The 18,953-nt window shown below is 57.0% G+C and carries 15 protein-coding genes; 6 read left to right on the top strand and 9 right to left on the bottom strand.

Translation table 11 applies throughout. The features are described 5' to 3' along the window. Positions 1-149: 149 nt before the first annotated feature. The 5 genes from HBM95_01380 to pgi form a co-directional block, all read right to left on the bottom strand. The gene (locus tag HBM95_01380; GenBank protein ID NIH41599.1) at positions 150-2,246 is read right to left on the bottom strand and encodes a YjbH domain-containing protein; all 2,097 of its coding nucleotides are present in this window, start codon (positions 2,244-2,246) and stop codon (positions 150-152) included. Beyond that, positions 2,243-2,983: a capsule biosynthesis GfcC family protein gene (locus HBM95_01375; protein NIH41598.1), complete on the bottom strand. Its 741-nt coding sequence runs from the start codon at positions 2,981-2,983 to the stop codon at positions 2,243-2,245. The genes HBM95_01380 and HBM95_01375 overlap by 4 nt, the downstream gene beginning before the upstream one ends. Beyond that, the gene (locus tag HBM95_01370) at positions 2,980-3,648 is read right to left on the bottom strand and encodes a YjbF family lipoprotein (protein NIH41597.1); all 669 of its coding nucleotides are present in this window, start codon (positions 3,646-3,648) and stop codon (positions 2,980-2,982) included. Before HBM95_01370 ends, HBM95_01375 begins: the two co-directional genes overlap by 4 nt. A 33-nt stretch (positions 3,649-3,681) precedes the next feature. Next, positions 3,682-3,924, bottom strand: a complete 243-nt coding sequence (locus HBM95_01365; GenBank protein ID NIH41596.1) for a hypothetical protein — start codon at positions 3,922-3,924, stop codon at positions 3,682-3,684. Positions 3,925-4,290: 366 nt separating this feature from the next. Then, a complete protein-coding gene (pgi, locus tag HBM95_01360; GenBank protein NIH41595.1) occupies positions 4,291-5,940 on the bottom strand; it encodes a glucose-6-phosphate isomerase in 1,650 nt (549 codons plus the stop codon). Positions 5,941-6,314: 374 nt separating this feature from the next. Between pgi and lysC the strand changes: the two genes are divergently transcribed. The 3 genes from lysC to HBM95_01345 all read left to right on the top strand — a co-directional run bounded on the left by lysC (position 6,315) and on the right by HBM95_01345 (position 9,025). Further along, positions 6,315-7,664: a lysine-sensitive aspartokinase 3 gene (gene lysC, locus HBM95_01355; GenBank protein NIH41594.1), complete on the top strand. Its 1,350-nt coding sequence runs from the start codon at positions 6,315-6,317 to the stop codon at positions 7,662-7,664. 93 nt (positions 7,665-7,757) lie between these two features. Then, positions 7,758-8,702 carry a ketopantoate/pantoate/pantothenate transporter PanS gene (gene panS, locus HBM95_01350; GenBank protein ID NIH41593.1) on the top strand — a complete coding sequence of 315 codons (945 nt, stop codon included), beginning with the start codon at positions 7,758-7,760 and terminating at the stop codon, positions 8,700-8,702. Positions 8,703-8,752: 50 nt separating this feature from the next. After that, positions 8,753-9,025 carry a DUF3811 domain-containing protein gene (locus HBM95_01345; protein NIH41592.1) on the top strand — a complete coding sequence of 91 codons (273 nt, stop codon included), beginning with the start codon at positions 8,753-8,755 and terminating at the stop codon, positions 9,023-9,025. On the opposite strand, the gene rluF is transcribed toward HBM95_01345, so the two are convergent. Then, positions 9,026-9,898 (bottom strand): 23S rRNA pseudouridine(2604) synthase RluF, encoded by an 873-nt coding sequence (gene rluF, locus HBM95_01340; GenBank protein ID NIH41591.1) that lies wholly within the window; start codon positions 9,896-9,898, stop codon positions 9,026-9,028. Positions 9,899-10,096: 198 nt separating this feature from the next. Here rluF and HBM95_01335 point away from each other — a divergent pair, with 198 nt between their 5' ends. After that, on the top strand, positions 10,097-10,399 hold the full coding sequence (locus tag HBM95_01335; GenBank protein NIH41590.1) for a type II toxin-antitoxin system RelE/ParE family toxin: 303 nt from the start codon (positions 10,097-10,099) through the stop codon (positions 10,397-10,399). Positions 10,400-10,405: 6 nt separating this feature from the next. Then, entirely contained in the window at positions 10,406-10,693 is a 288-nt protein-coding gene (locus HBM95_01330) for a putative addiction module antidote protein (protein NIH41589.1), read from the top strand. Here HBM95_01330 and HBM95_01325 read toward each other — a convergent pair. After that, the gene (locus tag HBM95_01325) at positions 10,690-12,321 is read right to left on the bottom strand and encodes a Na/Pi cotransporter family protein (GenBank protein ID NIH41588.1); all 1,632 of its coding nucleotides are present in this window, start codon (positions 12,319-12,321) and stop codon (positions 10,690-10,692) included. The genes HBM95_01330 and HBM95_01325 overlap by 4 nt on opposite strands. Positions 12,322-12,434: 113 nt before the next feature. After that, on the bottom strand, positions 12,435-16,118 hold the full coding sequence (metH, locus tag HBM95_01320; GenBank protein NIH41587.1) for a methionine synthase: 3,684 nt from the start codon (positions 16,116-16,118) through the stop codon (positions 12,435-12,437). Positions 16,119-16,311: 193 nt separating this feature from the next. On the opposite strand from metH, the gene iclR reads away from it, so the two are divergent. Beyond that, positions 16,312-17,139, top strand: coding sequence for a glyoxylate bypass operon transcriptional repressor IclR (iclR, locus tag HBM95_01315; GenBank protein NIH41586.1), 828 nt, complete (start codon positions 16,312-16,314; stop codon positions 17,137-17,139). Positions 17,140-17,161: 22 nt separating this feature from the next. Here the strand turns inward: iclR and aceK are convergent, their stop codons facing one another. Next, positions 17,162-18,913 (bottom strand): bifunctional isocitrate dehydrogenase kinase/phosphatase, encoded by a 1,752-nt coding sequence (gene aceK / locus HBM95_01310; GenBank protein ID NIH41585.1) that lies wholly within the window; start codon positions 18,911-18,913, stop codon positions 17,162-17,164. Positions 18,914-18,953 lie beyond the last annotated feature (40 nt).

Genomic DNA, 18,953 nt, shown 5'->3' with positions numbered 1-18,953 from the left:
CTCCAGGGCGAGATTCCTGTATAACGCAAAAATGTGACGGAGATCTATATTTTTTGTTTATGTTTGGCGCATTCGCCCGGTGGCGCTGCGCTTACCGGGCCTACAAAAACCGTAGGCCGGGCAAACGCAGTGCCGCCCGGCGTGAAGCATCAGCGGAAGTTAATGTTCTTATCGCTGGTCATGTCATACAGCTGGAACTTACGCCCAAGCTGCTGGCCCCCGTCACGCGTCAGCGGCGTCCAGCCCACCGCCGCGCGGCTGCGGGTCGGACCTGACGAGAAGAGATCCAGCGGAATCGACACGTAGACCCCTTTGGTGAAGTCCCCTTCCCCGTATTCGTCCGGCGAGACGTTGGTGATGGTGGCGTAGCCGCCCACCACGACGCCGCTGTCGAAGTGTTTGGAGATATCCAGCGTGCCGCCCTTATCGCCCGCCAGATACTGGCCGACGCTGGCTTTCACCAGTACGTCCTGCGCGAACGACGGCGTCCAGTAGGCGGTCAGGTGGCCGGTTTTGACGCTGTAGTCGGTGAACTTCATCATGTCCTGCGCGCTGCGCCAGTCACGCTGCTTAACGTAGTTGGCATCAATCCCGAACGCCCAGTTGCTGTCGACGGGACGATACAGCACCTCCGCTCCCGCGCCACCGAACATAGTCTCCAGGTAGCCCCCGTAAACCTGGCCGTAGAAGCCGTTGCCGAAATACTGGAAGTAGTTGGCCTGCAGGTTATTCACATAGACATCGTTCTGCACGTATTCACGCACGCGGGTACGCACGCGCGGCAGCTTCGAGTCGTTCGGCGGGTTGGTGTAGTTAAACTTGTCGTAGTTGTTCGCGATGTTGCCGAACAGGCTACCGGTGGTCAACAGGTGATCGGTGACCCACAGATCCGCCGTCGCCATCGCACCCAGTTGATACATGTAGAAGTTTTCCGGCCCGCCGACGGACTGGTTCAGCACCGGATCGATATGGAAATCAAAGCGTGATTTGTCGATATACCAGCCCTGCTCGGTGGTTTCCGGCACGATCGGCTCTACGCGTTTTTGCACCAGCTCGGTTTCATGCCCGAGCGGTTCTCCTTCCAGGTGGCGCTTGAGGCTGGCGACATCGGTTTCGGTTGTAACCTGAGGCAGATTCAGGCGGTTCTCCGTCACGCGGATCGTGCGGATCCCGTCCGGGAGATCGTTCATCACGATCCGGTTGGCGCGTTCGATCCCTTCCCGCGAGTCGCGGTATTTCACCTGCTCGCCGGTGACGTACAGCGTATCGCCTTTCACCTGAATTTTCGGATCGGCCAGACCGGCGTTGTATTTCAACAGCGTCAGCTGGTTTGCCACCACGGAGTGCTGCAGAATCGCATCCTGCGGCTCCGGCCGGTAGGCAGGCCGCGCGTTATCGTTGTAGTGCGGCCGCATGTCGTTAAAGTTAGTGCGCAGCGTGAAGCCAAACATCACCGTGTTGCCGCGCTCGTAGCTGAGGTTAACGTCGGCCCAGTCGGTGACGCGATAAATGGCGCCGACGTTAAACTTGCTCTTCTGCTCAATCTTCCCGGCGAAGTCCTGCGAGTAGTCGTTCCCTTCGTACTCCAGCTTCAGGCGCAGCGGCTGCCACGGTGTCTGGTATTCCACGCCGCCGAACAGCGAGGCCGGACCATGGAACATCTGATCGCCGTTGATGGAGCCCGCTTTCTTGTAGCTGTTATCGCGATAGCAGAATTTATCGCTGTAGGTACAGAACGGGTTTTTGACGTTGCCGCTGGTGCCGAGATAACCCCAGCCAAGCCCCAGAGAGAAGTCAAACGGCCCCCAGGCTTTGCTGGCCACGATGTATTCCGCATCAAACAGGCCGGTCCCGCCGATATCTTTTGCACCCACGGAGACCTGCGGCATCCAGTAGCTCTCTTCCCACAGGCGCAGCTTGACGTCGAAGGCTTTATCTTTGTAGGTCTGATCGCCGGAGAAGGCGTCGACGCTGCTGTACTGTTTCGTACGCACGTCGGTGTAGCGCAGCGTGGTTTCGAGCCACGGGAAAAGCTGTACGGAGGCGGAATAGTAGCGATACTGGTCGTTATCGCGGTAGTTCAGGCTAATTTCCCCTTCACGCGCCATGCGCGCGGTAGGCGTTTGCAGTAAACCGACGCCGCCGAAGTCTGACTGAGACGGGCCAACAGGTGCCGGATACGTTTCTGCATGGCAGGCGGCGCTTACGCAGAGCGCCAGCATGCTGTAGAGATAGGTTCTTTTCATTCTTCCGGTATCCGCTGTGTCAGGGAGTGAAGGATATCGGCGTTAAGCCCGTCATATGCCTTCGTCCAGAAATGGTCGGCAAAACCGACAAAAATGATGCTGCCCGGCATGGGTTCGATATGGCGTTTATTCCAGTACGCCACCGGCGCTTTTTGCGTATGCCCGTCGGGATAAATAATCCATGCGTAGCTGTTATCCGCGCCGCTCAGCAGGCTTTGTTCGTCAAGATAGCTTGCCACGTCGCGGCCGGGCGTAAAGGGCTTTTTACCCGGGCTGCTGATAAGCCCCATCACGGTCACCGTCGTCGGCTTCACCGGCAGCCAGAGGGTGTACTCCCCTTGAAGCGTGGGGTTGCCCTTTTCCGTGACGCGCACTTCATCTGGATCAAGATTGACTTTCTGGCGGCCTGTCACCTTCAGCGCCTGAAGCTGCTGGCGAACGCTGTTAATGGCTGCGGCATCGTCGCCGTCTTCCTGCTCTGCCAGACCCGTCAGTCGGGCCAGCAAGGCAAGGTGTTCCTGCTCCGCCTTAACCGTCGCCTGACGCTCGCCAATCACCGCTCCCGGCCACCAGCTGTTGGCAAGCCTCGGCTGCCCGACGAGATCGAGCAGATGCTCGGCGTTGGTTAAGGTTTTGGGTTTTTCACTGTCCGGCGTGTAGACCTTTACCGTTCCTGCTGACCATGCCAGCGGCGCGGCAAGACTGGCGAGAAACGCAGCGTAGATGAGCGTTTTCATGATTTCGCCGCCTTGATCAGGGTGGTTTTCACCGGGAAGAAACCGGCGCCGAGATACTGTAAGGACTGACGGATCTGCCCTTCCTCGTCAATCCAGAAGCGGTTATGCCAGGTGGCCTGGTCGGTTGTCACCTTCTCATCCAGCACGCGAACCTGCGTTTCGTCGCTGCCCACCTTCACGCTATCCGTACCGTCCCAGCGGAAGGTGGAGCGGGCCGTGGCGTAGCGCACCTGCTTGTGCTCGGTCCAGCCCATGGTGCGCGTCCAGCCTGCGCCGTCGACGATCTGATTTGGCTTGATGAGCGGGTCTTCGGCGAGATTATTCACCTCGAGCAGGTTATCGCCGCCGAGCAGCGTTTTCACAATACGACCATGCTGCGTCACGATGGTGGCCTGATCCTGCGTCACCCATTTCTGCTGCCCGTTTTCATCGAAAGCGAGCACCACAAACAGTTGCGGGCCATCATTAAGCTGCATGTACTGGCTGGCGTACGGCATGTTCTGAAGTTCGTCATCGGTCAGATGCACGCCCGGTGTGCCGAACAGGCTGTCCCACAGTGAATGCCCCAGCCCTTTGGTGGTGGCTGAGCACGCCTGCAACAGCAGGCAAATCAGAATGATTGCAGGTCGCTTCACGACTCTTCTCCGAAGGGGCGAAATAACCACACCGAAGTGTGGTTATGATTAAAACACCCGGTATTACTGGGTGCTGGTTGTCGTAGTGGTCGTGGTTCCGGTATTGGAGCCATCACCGCCACCGGTTGCCGCCAGCGCGACACCCACGGCTGAACTTACGGTGCTGGTGCTGGCTGCGGTAGAACTTCCCGCAGACGCAGACGTCGCTGCCGACCCTGCTGCTTCCCCGACCTGGACCGGAGCTGCATAGACAGAGGTCGCCGCAAGTGCAGATATGGCAAAAATGCCATACAGTACTTTCTTCATAACAATTTCCCTTCAATGAATGAATGGAGATTTGCCCGAAAAGAAATTCAGGCGGAATCGAGTATACACAACTACAGCAGTGGGTTTACCGTGGGGGGAAATAGGAGGATGGTTTTCGGACTAATGGATAAAACAGAAAAGAAAAACAAAATATTAGAATAAATTAACAATTAAAATCAATAAGTTATAATATAATTTTATTATCTTAATTCTGCGTATTTTCTTAAAATAAACCGCAGTAATTAGCAGGTTAAGCGCCTTTTTCAGATTAAACTCAGAGTCAGAATTTGAGTTAACTAACAGACATCAGGAATTATCCGATAAAAAAATGCCGGCATATCGCCGGCATTTTTCATGACATATTAATTACGCACGCCATGCTTTATAACGGTTAATCAAACCATTGGTGGAGCTGTCGTGGCTGTCGATCGCTTTATCGTCACCCAGCTCTGGCAGAATACGGTTTGCCAGCTGTTTGCCCAGCTCAACGCCCCACTGGTCAAAGGTGAAGATGTTCAGAATAGCGCCCTGAGTGAAGATCTTGTGCTCGTACAGCGCAATCAGCGCGCCCAGGCTGAATGGCGTGATTTCACGCAGCAGGATGGAGTTGGTTGGACGGTTGCCTTCGAACACTTTGAACGGCACAACGTGCTCCAGCGTGGCCGGATCTTTACCCTGGTCACGGTATTCCTGCTCTACCACCTCGCGGGATTTACCGAACGCCAACGCTTCTGTCTGTGCGAAGAAGTTAGACAGCAGCTTTGGATGGTGGTCGGACAGCGGGTTGTGTGTAATCGCCGGCGCGATGAAATCGCACGGTACCATTTTGGTGCCCTGGTGAATCAGCTGGTAGAACGCGTGCTGACCGTTGGTGCCCGGTTCGCCCCAGATGATTGGTCCAGTCTGGTAATCCACCGCGTTGCCGTTACGGTCAACGTACTTACCGTTGGATTCCATGTTCCCCTGCTGGAAGTAGGCCGCAAAGCGGTGCATGTACTGGTCGTACGGCAGAATTGCTTCGGTTTCAGCGCCGAAGAAGTTGTTGTACCAGATCCCAATCAGCGCCAGCAGCACCGGCAGGTTTTTCTCAGGTGCAGTGGTGGAGAAGTGTTTGTCCATTGCGTGCGCGCCAGAGAGCAGCTCAACGAAGTTGTCGAAGCCCACGGACAGGATGATGGACAGGCCGATTGCAGACCACAGAGAGTAGCGGCCACCAACCCAGTCCCAGAACTCGAACATATTCGCGGTGTCGATACCGAACTCGCTGACGGCTTTACCGTTGGTGGACAGCGCCGCGAAATGTTTCGCCACGTGCTTGTTGTCGCCCGCGGTTTTCAGGAACCAATCGCGCGCGCTGTGGGCGTTGGTCATGGTTTCCTGAGTAGTGAAGGTTTTGGACGCCACCAGGAACAGGGTGGTTTCCGGATTTACGTTCTTCAGCACTTCGGCGATGTGGGTACCATCGACGTTAGAGACAAAGTGCATGTTGAGGTGGTTTTTGTACGGACGCAGCGCTTCGGTCACCATGAACGGACCGAGGTCAGAGCCGCCGATACCGATGTTAACAACATCCGTAATTGCTTTGCCGGTGTAACCTTTCCACTGACCTGAGATGATCGCTTCGGAGAAGGTTTTCATCTTTTCCAGCACCGCGTTTACTTCCGGCATCACATCTTTGCCGTCAACGATGATTGGCGTATTGCTACGGTTACGCAGGGCCACGTGCAGCACGGCACGGTCTTCGGTGCGGTTGATCTTTTCGCCGGAGAACATGGATTTGATGGCGTCGGCAAGCTCAGTCTCTTTTGCCAGATCCTGCAGTTTTGCCAGCGTCTCTTCGGTAATGCGGTTCTTGGAGAAATCCACCAGCATCAGGTCATCGAAGGTCGCGGAGAACTTAGTGAAACGATCGGCATCTTTCGCGAACAGATCCGCGATGGTGACGTCCTTCATTTCATCAAAATGTTTCTGTAGTGCCTGCCAGGCAGCGGTCTGCGTTGGGTTGATGTTTTTCATTAGCAATACTCTTCTGATTTGAGAATTGTGACTGCGGTCGATTGTAGCGCCTGCAAATAAAAATTGTGATGGTTTTTATGCCATTGCCCTGGCCTGTATCAAACACAGGTGAAAAGACCCGAAAAGTATAGCTGCTGAAGAGCCCTCCCGGGGCGGCGAAATGTTGGTCAAAACAGGGTAAAATGGAGCATAAAATATGGCCCTGTTATAAGTCCTGTTTCTCAGGGGTACCCCCCCATAAAAAATCCGCATAATCCCAGCATTGACAGGACCTCCCCCACATTTTATTTATAGGGCCGTATTTTGCGCCTGCACCTGTTTTCGTTTCACTCTTGTGCCAAGGTCGCTTATTCATTCCCTGACACGAGGTTGTTATGACGAGTTTTGTGGTCGCCAAGTTTGGCGGCACCAGTGTGGCCGATTACGATGCCATGAACCGCAGCGCCGATGTGGTGCTGGCCGATCCGAATACCCGCCTGGTGGTGCTCTCTGCATCTGCCGGCGTGACGAACCTGCTGGTTTCTCTGTCTGAAGGACTGGAAGCGACAGAACGTTTCGTAAAGCTGGATGCACTGCGCAAAATTCAGTTCGACATCCTTGAACGTCTGCAGAATCCAAACGTGATCCGCGAAGAAGTGGAACGCCTGCTGGAAAATATCACCACCCTGGCAGAAGCGGCGTCTCTGGCCACCTCTACCGCCCTGACCGATGAACTGGTCAGCCACGGTGAATTGATGTCTACCCTGCTGTTCGTTGAAATCATGCGTGAGCGTAACGTTCAGGCGCAGTGGTTTGACGTGCGTAAAGTGATGCGTACCAGCGATCGCTTTGGCCGTGCCGAACCGGACGTTGAGATGTTGGCCGAGCTCACCAACCAGCAGCTGGCTCCGCGCCTGGCAGAAGGCATGGTGATCACCCAGGGCTTTATCGGCAGCGAAGCGAAAGGACGCACGACAACGCTTGGCCGTGGCGGCAGCGACTACACCGCCGCGCTGCTGGGCGAGGCCCTGCATGCAACGCGCGTGGATATCTGGACTGACGTGCCGGGTATTTACACCACCGATCCGCGCGTCGTTTCCGCGGCGAAACGTATTGATGTGATCGCCTTTGAAGAAGCGGCGGAAATGGCCACCTTCGGCGCGAAAGTGCTGCATCCGGCAACGCTGCTGCCCGCCGTGCGCAGCGATATTCCGGTCTTCGTTGGCTCCAGTAAAGATCCAAAAGCGGGCGGGACGCTGGTCTGCAAGAAAACCGAGAACCCGCCGCTATTCCGCGCCCTGGCCCTGCGCCGTCGCCAGACGCTGGTGACGCTCCACAGCCACAATATGCTCCACTCCCGCGGTTTCCTGGCGGAAGTGTTTGGCATTCTGGCGCGCCATAACATCTCTGTAGATTTGATTACCACCTCCGAAGTGAGCATTGCGCTGACGCTGGACACCACTGGCTCCACCTCGACCGGCGACACCCTGCTGACGCAGTCGCTGCTGATTGAGCTGTCTGAACTGTGCCGCGTGGAGGTGGAAGAAGACCTGGCGCTGGTGGCCATCATCGGTAACAAGCTGTCGCGCGCCTGCGGCGTGGGCAAAGAGGTGTTCGGCGTGCTCGACCCGTTCAACATCCGTATGATCTGCTACGGTGCCTCCAGCTACAACCTCTGCTTCCTGGTCCCTGCCGATCAGGCCGAGCAGGTGGTGCAGAAACTTCATCAGAATTTGTTTGAATAAAATTCGTTAGCACGATAAACAATACCTATAAGCCGGGCACAGACCCGGCTTTTTTATAACTAAACAACACGACAATACTGCAAGGAATTCACTATGTTATCCGCTATCACCCGGCTGTTCCCGCTATGGGCGCTGCTGCTCTCGGTACTCGCTTATTACACGCCCACCACGTTCACCGGCATTGGCCCGTGGGTCACCACGCTGCTGATGCTGATTATGTTCGGCATGGGCGTGCACCTGAAAATCGATGATTTTAAACGCGTGCTGTCGCGCCCGGCGCCGGTGGCCGCAGGGATCTTCCTGCACTACCTGGTGATGCCGCTCGCGGCCTGGCTGCTGGCGATGGCCTTTAAGATGCCGCCCGATCTCTCCGCCGGGATGGTGCTGGTGGGCAGCGTCGCCAGCGGTACGGCATCTAACGTGATGATCTATCTTGCGAAAGGTGATGTGGCGCTCTCCGTTACCATCTCTTCCGTTTCCACGCTGGTGGGCGTGATTGCCACGCCGCTGTTAACCCGCCTGTACGTGGATGCGCATATTCAGGTGGACGTGATGGGCATGCTGCTCAGCATTTTGCAGATAGTAGTAATCCCGATTGCGCTGGGGCTGGTCATTCACCATCTTTTCCCGCGCGTGGTGAAGGCCGTTGAGCCGTACCTGCCCGCGTTTTCGATGGTCTGCATTCTGGCGATCATTAGCGCCGTGGTGGCGGGTTCCGCATCGCACATTGCTTCCGTAGGCTTTGTGGTGATCGTCGCCGTGGTGCTGCATAACACGATTGGCCTGCTGGGCGGCTACTGGGGCGGGAAGCTGTTTGGCTTTGACGAATCCACCTGCCGCACGCTGGCAATCGAGGTGGGCATGCAGAACTCCGGCCTGGCGGCGGCGCTGGGTAAAATTTACTTCTCGCCGCTGGCGGCCCTCCCGGGCGCGCTGTTCTCCGTCTGGCATAATCTCTCCGGCTCGCTGCTGGCGGGCTACTGGTCCGGCAAACCGATTGATGAGCAAACGAAAAAAGATGCGGTGAAGCAGGGTTAATTTACGCTGCTTGCTTTACACTGAAGCCTCTCTATCAGGAGGCTTCAGCAATGGCTACACCACGTTTGACCCAGAAAGACATGACGGAAGCGGAGCAGCGTGAACTTAAAACGCTTCTCGACCGCGCCCGCATCGCGCATGGCCGCACGCTGACGAACGCCGAAACCAATCAGGTGAAAAAAGAGTACATCGATAAGCTGATGGCGCAGCGTGAGGCTGCGGCCAAAAAAGCCCGCAAGCTGAAAAAAGAGCAGGCTTATAAGCCGGATGCAGAGGCGACCTTTTCCTGGTCCGCCAATACATCAACCCGTGGCAGGCGCTAATCAGCGCCCTTTCTTTTTACGCCCCGGCTGGGTAAAGCGTTTTCCGTTGCCCGGCTTGCCTCGCCCTTTCTCTTCCGCCTGCGGCGCCTTCACCACCGGGCGCTTAATCGCCTGCGTTTTCGGTTTTGCTTTAGCTTTCGGCTTCGCCTCGGACGAGGAGTTCTCGATAAGCTTGAACAACTCAATCAGCTCGTCATCTGTTAAGTCACGCCACTCGCCCAGCGGAATACCGGACAGGCTGACGTTCATGATGCGCGTGCGTTCCAGCTTCGTCACTTCATAGCCGAAGTACTCGCACATGCGGCGGATCTGGCGGTTCAGGCCCTGCACCAGGGTAATGCGGAACGCGAACGGTGCTTCTTTCTTAACCTTACACTTCTTCGTGACGGTACCGAGGATCGGCACACCGGCGCCCATGCCGCGAATAAATTCGTCCGTGACCGGCTTATTTACCGTCACAATGTACTCTTTCTCGTGGTCGTTACCGGCACGCAGGATTTTGTTGACCAGATCGCCGTGGTTGGTGAGGAAAATCAGCCCCTGAGAGTCTTTATCCAGACGGCCAATCGGGAAGATGCGGCTGCTGTGGTTCACGAAATCAACGATGTTGTCCCGCTCGCCGTCTTCCGTGGTGCTGACAATCCCAACCGGTTTGTTCAACGCGATAAACACCAGGTCTTCTGCATCACGCGGTTCGATGAGCTGACCATTAACTTTAACCACATCGCCAGGGACCACCTGGTCGCCGATGGTGGCGCGTTTGCCGTTAAGAAACACGTTACCTTGTTCAATGTAACGGTCAGCCTCGCGACGTGAGCAGATCCCGCTCTCGCTAATGTATTTGTTTAATCGGGTTGATTGAGTTGGCAGCATAGTTTCTCCTGTGAAGGGCGAAATATACCTTAGGTTTGGGCCGAAAAAAAAGATTAGCTGAAGGTAACTGAAGCGGGTTTTTTAGTTTGCGAGACGCTTTCAGGATTTAGCGTCAGGCCATTTATCCTTGTGCTAACTCCTTTTAGTTTTACTCTCCAGAAACAATTAATTTGTAGTTTATAAATTACAGGGAGTAATATGAAGGAGATTGTTCAGACAGAATCCTTCCAACGCTGGGAGCAAAACTTAAAAGATCGGCGAGCGAAGACCATTATCGCTTCCCGCCTCTTTCGGTTGGCAAATGGTTTAGCGGGCGACATTAAACCCGTTGGGGAAGGTATAAGTGAGCTGAGGATCCACTATGGTCCAGGCTACAGAATTTATTTTAAAGACCAGGGCAATTGCATCATCGTGCTGTTATGTGGTGGTGACAAAAGCAGCCAGGCCAGAGACATACATGTGGCAAAAATGCTGAGCAATGTATCCCAATGGCAGGAGTGAATGAGCATGCATAAATTAACATCCTACGATCCAGCAAACGCGCTGGTGGATGACGAGGAAATCGCCGTATTTATGGCTGATGCATTAGAAACTGGCGACTCAGCGTATATTGCTAAAGCGCTGGGCGTCATCGCGCGCGCGAAAGGAATGTCGACTATTTCACAGCAAACGGGTCTATCACGAGAACAACTGTATCGATCGTTCAGTGAGAAAGGAAACCCAACGCTTAAAACCACTCTGGCGGTCATGAAAGCATTGGGTCTTGGGCTAACAATCAAACATGCCGGAGATTAATACTCATCCCGCTCGTCGTCTTCATCCGGCTGCTCCATCACGCTGTACGCCACCGCGCAGAACAACGAGTTGAGACGCTTCATATCCCCGAGCAGCCCCAGATGCAGCGAACTGGTTTCGATACTCTGCACGTTCTGCTGGTGCAGACGCTCAACGTGGGCGTGCGAATAGCGGCGGTTGAGGATGCGGAAACGATGCTTGTTGCGGCGCAGGCGGCGAGCGCTCGGTACGTCGCTGGAGAAGAAGACCGACATCGCCAGCTTGAGGTTGCTCACCAGTTGTTCGTGGAGCGCTTCCAGCTCCTTCAGCCCTTCAACGGAGAACGCCCGACGCGCGGCCAGCGATTTATCGGCGATTTCGCTGCCCATACGTTCGACGATATCCGAGGCCTGCTCGAGGTTGAGCGACATCTCGATGATTTCCGCCCACCGGCGGGATTCCTCCTCCGCCAGCTCGTCCTGCGGGATACGCGCCAGATAGAGCTTGATGGCGGTATACAGCACGTTGATGTCGTCCGCCAGCCTGCGCAGCTCTTTTTCCTCGCGCGGCTCGCCGTGCATCACCTTCTGCAGCCCTTCAAGCATGGTTTCCATTGCATCGCCCATGCGCAGCGTTTCGCGGGCGGCGTTAGCGATAGCCAGCGCGGGGGTATCCAGCACGGAAGTATCCAGATGCTTCGGCTTAAGGCGCGCGTCCAGCTCCGGTTCGTCGCTGATAAGCCGCTCGCAGAAGCGGGCCATCGGCGCGGCAAACGGCACCATCGCCAGACAGCGCACCAGGTTATAGAACACGTGGAAGTAGATCACCAGCTCCGCTTTCGGCAGGGGGAGGTTGTCCATCAGGTTCGCCAGCGGGTGTACAAACGGCAGAATCATCAGGCTGCCCACCAGCTTAAACAGCAGGCTCCCGAGCGCCACGCGACGTGCAGCGGCATTGGCGGCGCTGTTGTTGAGCATTGCCAGCAGGCCAGAGCCGAGGTTAGCGCCTATCACCAGACACAGCGCTACCGGGAAGGAGATCGCGCCTGCTGCGGTGAGCGTGGCCGTCAGCAGCACGGCTGCCAGGCTGGAGTAGCTGATGATGGCAAACACTGCCCCGATCAGCGCATCCAGCATGATGTCACCTGTCAGCGAGGCGAAGATCACCTGCACGCCGTTCGCCTGGGTGATAGGCGTCACCGCCTGCACGATCAGCTCCAGCGCCAGCAGGATGAGGCCGAGGCCAATGCCGACGCGTCCGAGCTGCCCGGCACGCGTCTGCTTGCGGCCAAGGAAGAAAATGACGCCAATAAAAATCAGCAGCGGCGACAGCCACGAGAGGTCAAAGGTCAGGATACGCGCCATCAGCGCGGTGCCGACGTCAGCGCCCAGCACGATCACCAGCGCCGGGGCGAGCGCGACCAGATCCTGCGCCACGAACGAGGTGACGAGCATAGTGGTGGCATTGCTGCTTTGCACCAGCGCCGTCACGCCGATACCCGCGCAGAAGGCGAGCGGCTTCTTCTCAACGCTGCCGCTGAGAACGGTACGTAAGCGCGCGCCAAACACGCGCATCACGCCGGTGCGGACAATATGGGTGCCCCATACGAGCAGTGCGACTGCCGAAAGCAAATGTAACAACGTCAGCACGGAAGTGGGTTCTCCTTATCGTTATAGATTTTATGATTAAGTATAAGGGTTTAAACGTAAGAAAGAGACAGGGCACCGTTGAGGTGCCCTGTTTGTTGTAAGGAAAAGTGACGTTAGTCCGCGTCGTAGCCCAGATTCGGCGCCAGCCAGCGCTCGACGTCTGACACGCTCATGCCTTTGCGCAGGGCGTAATCTTCGATCTGATCCCGCTGCAGTTGCGCCACGGCGAAGTACTTGCTGTCCGGATGGCTAAAGTACCAGCCGGACACGGACGCGCCCGGCCACATGGCGAACGACTCGGTGAGCTTCATGCCGGTATGGGCTTCTACGTCCAGCAGTTTCCAGATGGTGCCTTTTTCGGTGTGCTCCGGGCAGGCCGGATAGCCCGGCGCAGGGCGAATGCCCTGGTAGTTTTCGCGGATCAGCTCCTCGTTGCTGAGGTTCTCATTCGCCGCATAGCCCCAGTGCACCTTGCGCACGCGCTCGTGGAGGTACTCGGCGAACGCTTCCGCCAGGCGATCGGCAATCGCTTTCACCATGATTTTATTGTAATCATCGTGCTGCGCTTCGAACGCGTCCGCCAGAGCGTCTTCTTCCAGCCCGCCGGTTACCGCAAACGCACCGATATAGTCGGCTTTCCCGCTCAGCTTCGGCGCGACGAAATCGGCCAGGCAGTAGTTGGCAAAGCCCACTTTTTCGGTTTGCTGGCGCAGATGGCGGCTGACCGCCAGCACGTGGGTGCGGGTTTCATCGCGGTAGATTTCCACGTCATCGCCCACGCGGTTCGCCGGGAACAGGCCCACCACGCCGCGCGGGTTGAGGGTTTTCTCTGCGCTCAGCGTGTCGAGCATGTCGTTGGCATCTTTAAACAGGCGCTTCGCCTCCTCGCCTACCACCTCATCTTCCAGGATGCGCGGATATTTGCCCGCCAACGACCAGGTCATAAAGAACGGCGTCCAGTCGATGTAGTTACGCAGCGTTTCGATGCTGGCCGTCACGTCCTGCACACCCAGACGGTGCGCGACCGGTGGCGTATAGCTGGACCAGTCAAAGGCCAGATCGTTATCGCGCGCCGCCTGAAGTGAAACAGGCGGGGTGCGCGGTTTCTTACGTCCGTGCTGGATGCGGACGGTTTCGTACTCTTTGCGGGTGCGCGCCACAAAGTCGTCGCGCTGGGCGTCGGAGAGCAGCGCGGAGACCACGCCCACCGTGCGCGAGGCGTTCTGCACGTAGACCGTCGGGCCGCTGTAGTTCTGCTCGATTTTCACCGCCGTGTGCGCTTTCGAGGTGGTCGCCCCGCCAATCAATAACGGAATGGTGAAGCCCTGACGCTCCATCTCCTTAGCCACGTTGACCATCTCGTCCAGCGACGGGGTGATCAGCCCGGAGAGACCAATCAGGTCGGCGTTCACTTCGCGCGCGGTCTTGAGAATTTTATCCGCCGGGACCATCACGCCAAGGTCGATAATTTCGTAGTTATTACACTGCAGCACCACGCCGACGATATTTTTGCCGATGTCGTGCACGTCGCCCTTCACGGTGGCGATAACCATTTTACCGTTGCTGGAGCCTTTCTCTTTGCTGGCTTCGATAAACGGTTCCAGATAGGCGACGGCCTGCTTCATGACGCGGGCGGATTTCACCACCTGCGGCAGGAACATTTTGCCCTCGCCGAACAGATCGCCGACCACGTTCATGCCGTCCATCAGCGGGCCTTCAATCACTTCAATCGGACGGGCTGCCTGCTGACGCGCTTCCTCGGTATCCTGCTCAATGAACTCGGTAATCCCTTTCACCAGCGAGTATTCCAGACGCTTTTTCACGTCCCAGGAGCGCCATTCGGCCTGCTGAACGTTGGCTGCGTCATCCGACTTGCTGCCACGGTATTTTTCGGCCAAATCCAGCAACCGCTCGGTCGCGTCGTCGCGGCGGTTAAGGATCACGTCCTCGACGGCGTCGCGCAGCTCGGCAGGGAGGTCGTCATAAATCGCCAGCTGTCCGGCGTTGACGATCCCCATGTCCATCCCGTTGCGGATGGCGTAATAGAGGAACACGGCGTGGATCGCTTCTCGCACCGGATCGTTGCCGCGGAAGGAGAACGACACGTTCGACACGCCGCCGGAGATCAGCGCATGCGGCAGCTCGCGTTTAATATCTTCACACGCCCCGATAAAGTCCTGGGCGTAGTTATTGTGCTCTTCAATCCCGGTCGCGACGGCGAAGATGTTCGGGTCAAAGATGATGTCTTCCGGCGGGAAGCCCACCTCTTCGGTCAAAATCTTGTACGCGCGGCGGCAAATCTCGATTTTGCGCTCGCGGGTATCCGCCTGGCCCACTTCGTCGAAGGCCATCACTACCACGGCGGCACCGTAGCGGCGGACCATCTTCGCGTGGTGGATAAAGATATCAACGCCTTCTTTCATCGAGATAGAGTTGACGATGCCTTTACCCTGAATGCACTTCAGCCCTTTTTCGATGACTTCCCACTTGGAGGAGTCGATCATGATCGGCACGCGGGCGATGTCCGGCTCACCGGCGATCAGGTTGAGGAAACGCACCATCGCCGCTTCGGCGTCGAGCATCCCCTCGTCCATGTTGATATCGATAATCTGTGCGCCGCTTTCCACCTGCTGGCGGGCAACGTCCAGCGCCTCGCTGTACTTCTCTTCTTTGATCAGACGCTTGAACTTTGCAGACCCGGTGACGTTAGTACGTTCACCCACGTTCACAAACAGGCTGTCGTCGCCGATGGTCAACGGCTCAAGGCCGGACAGGCGACAGGCAACCGGAAGCTCGGGCAGCTTGCGCGGCGGAAGACCCGCTACCGCATGGCTCATGGCGGCGATGTGCTCCGGCGTGGTGCCGCAGCAGCCGCCGACGATATTCAGGAAGCCAGACTCGGCCCACTCGCGGATTTGCGCCGCCATAGTGTCGGCATCCAGATCGTATTCACCGAATGCATTCGGAAGACCAGCGTTCGGGTGGGCGGTGACGTAGCATTCCGCGATGCGCGAAAGCTCCTGCACGTACTGGCGCAGTTCGTCCGGCCCCAGCGCGCAGTTCAGGCCGAAGGAGAGCGCTTCGGCGTGACGCAGGGAGTTATAAAACGCTTCGGTTGTCTGGCCGGACAGGGTACGGCCGGAGGCGTCGGTGATGGTGCCGGAAATCATGATCGGCAGGTCAACGCCCAGCGCCTCGAACTCCTCTTTCACCGCGTAAATCGCGGCCTTGGCGTTGAGGGTGTCGAATACGGTTTCAATCAGGATCAGGTCGGAACCACCTTCCACCAGCGCTTTGGTCGATTCTCGGTAGGCGGCAACCAACTGGTCAAAGGTGATATTACGAAACGCCGGGTCATTGACGTCCGGTGAAATCGACGCGGTGCGGTTCGTCGGGCCCAGCACCCCGGCAACGTAGCGCGGCTTATCCGGCGTGCGGGCCGTCCACTCGTCGGCGCAGGCGCGCGCTAGCTTCGCGGCTTCAAAGTTGATCTCCGCCGACAGGGATTCCATCTGGTAATCCGCCATGGCGATGGTTGTCGAGTTAAAGGTGTTGGTTTCAACGATATCCGCACCCGCTTCGAAGTAGGCGTTGTGGATATCCTTAATCACGGACGGCTTGCTGAGCACCAGCAGGTCGTTGTTCCCTTTGAGGTCGCAGGGCCAGTCGGCAAAGCGCTCGCCGCGGAAATCGTCTTCACTCAGACGATAGCCCTGGATCATGGTGCCCATGCCGCCGTCCAGCACCAGAATTCGTTCATTTAACTGCGCACGCAGTTGCTCTACTTTGCTGCTCACACTTGCTCCCGACAACGCTCAACTAGGCCAAAAGGCTGCGTTCCATACTGGCACAATCTCGCAGGGTGGAAAAGTCACACTGCGGTAACATGAGACATGTTCACCATCACTCCTCCGATCAGTCAGGAAAGCGGTTGCAAATCCACCAAATAAAACGAAAATGATTTCCACGATACAGAAAAAGGAGATCGTCATGGTCGCGACCGTTCCCGCTAAACGCGGCAGAAAACCTGCCGCCACCACTGCCGCACAACCTGGCGGACAGGTTCAGTCGCTCACGCGCGGTTTGAAGCTGCTGGAATGGATAGCCGAGTCGCACGGCAGCGTAGCACTGACGGAGCTGGCCCAGCAGGCTGGCCTGCCGAACTCCACCACGCACCGCCTGCTGACCACTATGCAGCAGTTGGGCTTTGTCCGCCAGGTAGGCGAGCTGGGGCACTGGGCGGTGGGCGCACACGCGTTTATCGTGGGCAGCAGCTTCCTGCAGAGCCGCAACCTGCTGGCGATTGTGCATCCGATTCTGCGCAAGCTGATGGAGGAGTCCGGCGAGACGGTGAACCTGGCGGTGCTGGACCAGAGCGACCATCAGGCGATTATCATCGATCAGGTGCAGTGTACGCAGCTGATGCGTATGTCCGCACCGATTGGCGGCAAACTGCCGATGCACGCCTCCGGCGCAGGGAAAGCGTTTCTCTCGCAGCTGAGCGAAGAGCAGGTGACGGGGCTGCTGCACCGCAAAGGTCTGCACGCCTACACCCACGCCACGCTGGTGTCGCCGGTGCATCTGAAAGAAGATCTGGCGTTAACCCGCAAGCGCGGCTATTCGTTTGATGATGAAGAACATGCCCTGGGCCTGCGCTGCCTGGCGTCCTGCATTTTTGACGAGCATCGCGAGCCGTTCGCCGCGATCTCCATCTCTGGCCCCATCTCACGTATGACCGACGACCGCGTGACCGAGTTGGGTGCGCTGGTGATTAAGGCGGCAAAAGAGGTGACGCTGGCGTACGGTGGGATTCGTTAAGATTGAGTGCGGCCTGATGCCCTCACCCCAGTCCTCTCCCACAGGGAGAGGGAGAAAACCGGATGCAAAACCGCTGCTTGCGGCGGTAGGCATACACATCTTCCACGTGCCCATTTTTGATCCGCGTTTGCAGCCCGCGCCAGTAGCTGGCGCGGAACAGATCCTCATGCATCTCTTCAAATAGCGGGCCGATGCGCGGGTCGGCACACAGCCAGTGGCGAAACTCTTCAGGAAACACATCTCCCGGTGAAACGCTGTACCACGGCTCGCTGGAGAGCTCATCCTCCGGGTAACGTGGTGCTGGGATATCGCGGAAGTTCACTTCGGTCATGTAGCAAATTTCGTCGTAATCGTAGAACACTACCCGCCCGTGCCGGGTGACGCCGAAGTTTTTAAACAGCATGTCTCCCGGGAAAATATTGGCGGCGGCCAGCTGGCGAATCGCGTTGCCGTATTCTTCAATGGCATCCCGCAGCGCCTGACCGTCGGACTGCTCAAGCCAGATATTTAGCGGCACCATGCGGCGCTCAATGTAGAGATGGCTTATCACAATTTTGTCACCCAGATCGGTAATTTTCGCGGGCGCTTCCTGCATCAAAAGCGTCATCAGCGCCGGGTCGATCTGCTGTTTATCCAGCACAAAGTTTTCGAACTCCTGAGTATCCGCCATGCGCCCGACGCGGTCGTGCTCTTTAACCAGCTGATAGCAGGCGCGGACGTGCGCGGCGCTCATCTCTTTCTGCGGCGCGAATCTGTCTTTTATCACCTTAAAGACCCGGTCAAAACCCGGAAGCGTGAAGACCAGCATCACCATACCGCGAATGCCGGGCGCTTCGATAAACTGCTCATCGGCCGTGGTGACGTAGCGCAAGTATTCCCGGTAGCTTTCCGTTTTGGCGTGCTTCTGGCAGCCAATCGCCATATACAGCTCGGCGGTGGTTTTACCGGGCAGGATCTCGCGCAGCCACTCCACAAGGGCGGCAGGCAGCGGGGCGTATACCATGAAATAGGAGCGGGCGAAGCCAAACACGATGCTGGCCTCGGCGCTGGTAGTCAGGCAGGTATCGACAAACAGTTCCCCGTTGTCGGTACGGTGGATCGGTAACAGAAACGGCACGATGGCCGTCGGCGTAACCAATTTGCCCACCAGCCAGGCGGCTTTATTACGGTAGAAAAGCTCGTTGGCAACCTGCAAATGGCTACGGCTAAGCGCCGCCTCGCCGAAGGTTTCATTGAGATGCGCGTGGATATAGCCGATATCCCGGGCTTTATTCTCCCAGGGCAGGCGCAGCGGCAAATCGGTTAATACGCGGTGCAGGAGCTTTTCCCATCCGCGATCGGGAAAGAAGTCTTTCGCCAGCGGACGCGGAATGGAACGAAAGCGTCGCTCCGGCTGGGAGCTAAAAATAAATAACCGCTCAGGAGATAACGAGCGGTGGTCAAATAACCGGCAATAGACGGAGTTGAAAAAGCTCTCCGCAATCTCGAAGCGAGGGTAGTCGGGTAACAGATGGGTGTAATGCTCTTTCACGCGCAGTAAAAATTCCGCGTCCGGGCTTTTACCGTCGGTAATACAGCGCAGCTGCTCCACCACCAGACCCACGTGGTGGTCGTAGAGATGGATACGCTGCTTCATGGCCTGCTGAACCGCATGCCAGTCTGCATGTTCGAAGCGCTGCTGCGCGCCGGATGTCACTTCAAGAAAACGACCATACTGGGCATCGAAGCCCTGCAAAATAGTTTGGGCAATCAGTAATTCCAGGCCACGCGACATATATTCCCCTTACCCAACCCTCTCCCCGGAGGGGAGAGGG

Source organism: Enterobacter asburiae, from assembly GCA_011754535.1.
In the GTDB taxonomy this organism is placed as follows: Bacteria; Pseudomonadota; Gammaproteobacteria; order Enterobacterales; family Enterobacteriaceae; genus Enterobacter; species Enterobacter cloacae_N.
This window is presented reverse-complemented; position numbering and strand designations above follow the sequence as displayed.

Bases quoted from the DNA above. Each gene is read 5' to 3' on its own strand.
- HBM95_01365 (NIH41596.1), bottom strand. From the start codon at position 3,924: ATGAAGAAAGTACTGTATGGCATTTTTGCCATATCTGCACTTGCGGCG.
- iclR (NIH41586.1), top strand. From the start codon at position 16,312: ATGGTCGCGACCGTTCCCGCTAAACGCGGCAGAAAACCTGCCGCCACC.
- HBM95_01345 (NIH41592.1), top strand. From the start codon at position 8,753: ATGGCTACACCACGTTTGACCCAGAAAGACATGACGGAAGCGGAGCAG.
- HBM95_01380 (NIH41599.1), bottom strand. From the start codon at position 2,246: ATGAAAAGAACCTATCTCTACAGCATGCTGGCGCTCTGCGTAAGCGCC.
- HBM95_01335 (NIH41590.1), top strand. From the start codon at position 10,097: ATGAAGGAGATTGTTCAGACAGAATCCTTCCAACGCTGGGAGCAAAAC.
- panS (NIH41593.1), top strand. From the start codon at position 7,758: ATGTTATCCGCTATCACCCGGCTGTTCCCGCTATGGGCGCTGCTGCTC.
- HBM95_01375 (NIH41598.1), bottom strand. From the start codon at position 2,983: ATGAAAACGCTCATCTACGCTGCGTTTCTCGCCAGTCTTGCCGCGCCG.
- rluF (NIH41591.1), bottom strand. From the start codon at position 9,898: ATGCTGCCAACTCAATCAACCCGATTAAACAAATACATTAGCGAGAGC.
- pgi (NIH41595.1), bottom strand. From the start codon at position 5,940: ATGAAAAACATCAACCCAACGCAGACCGCTGCCTGGCAGGCACTACAG.
- aceK (NIH41585.1), bottom strand. From the start codon at position 18,913: ATGTCGCGTGGCCTGGAATTACTGATTGCCCAAACTATTTTGCAGGGC.
- HBM95_01330 (NIH41589.1), top strand. From the start codon at position 10,406: ATGCATAAATTAACATCCTACGATCCAGCAAACGCGCTGGTGGATGAC.
- lysC (NIH41594.1), top strand. From the start codon at position 6,315: ATGACGAGTTTTGTGGTCGCCAAGTTTGGCGGCACCAGTGTGGCCGAT.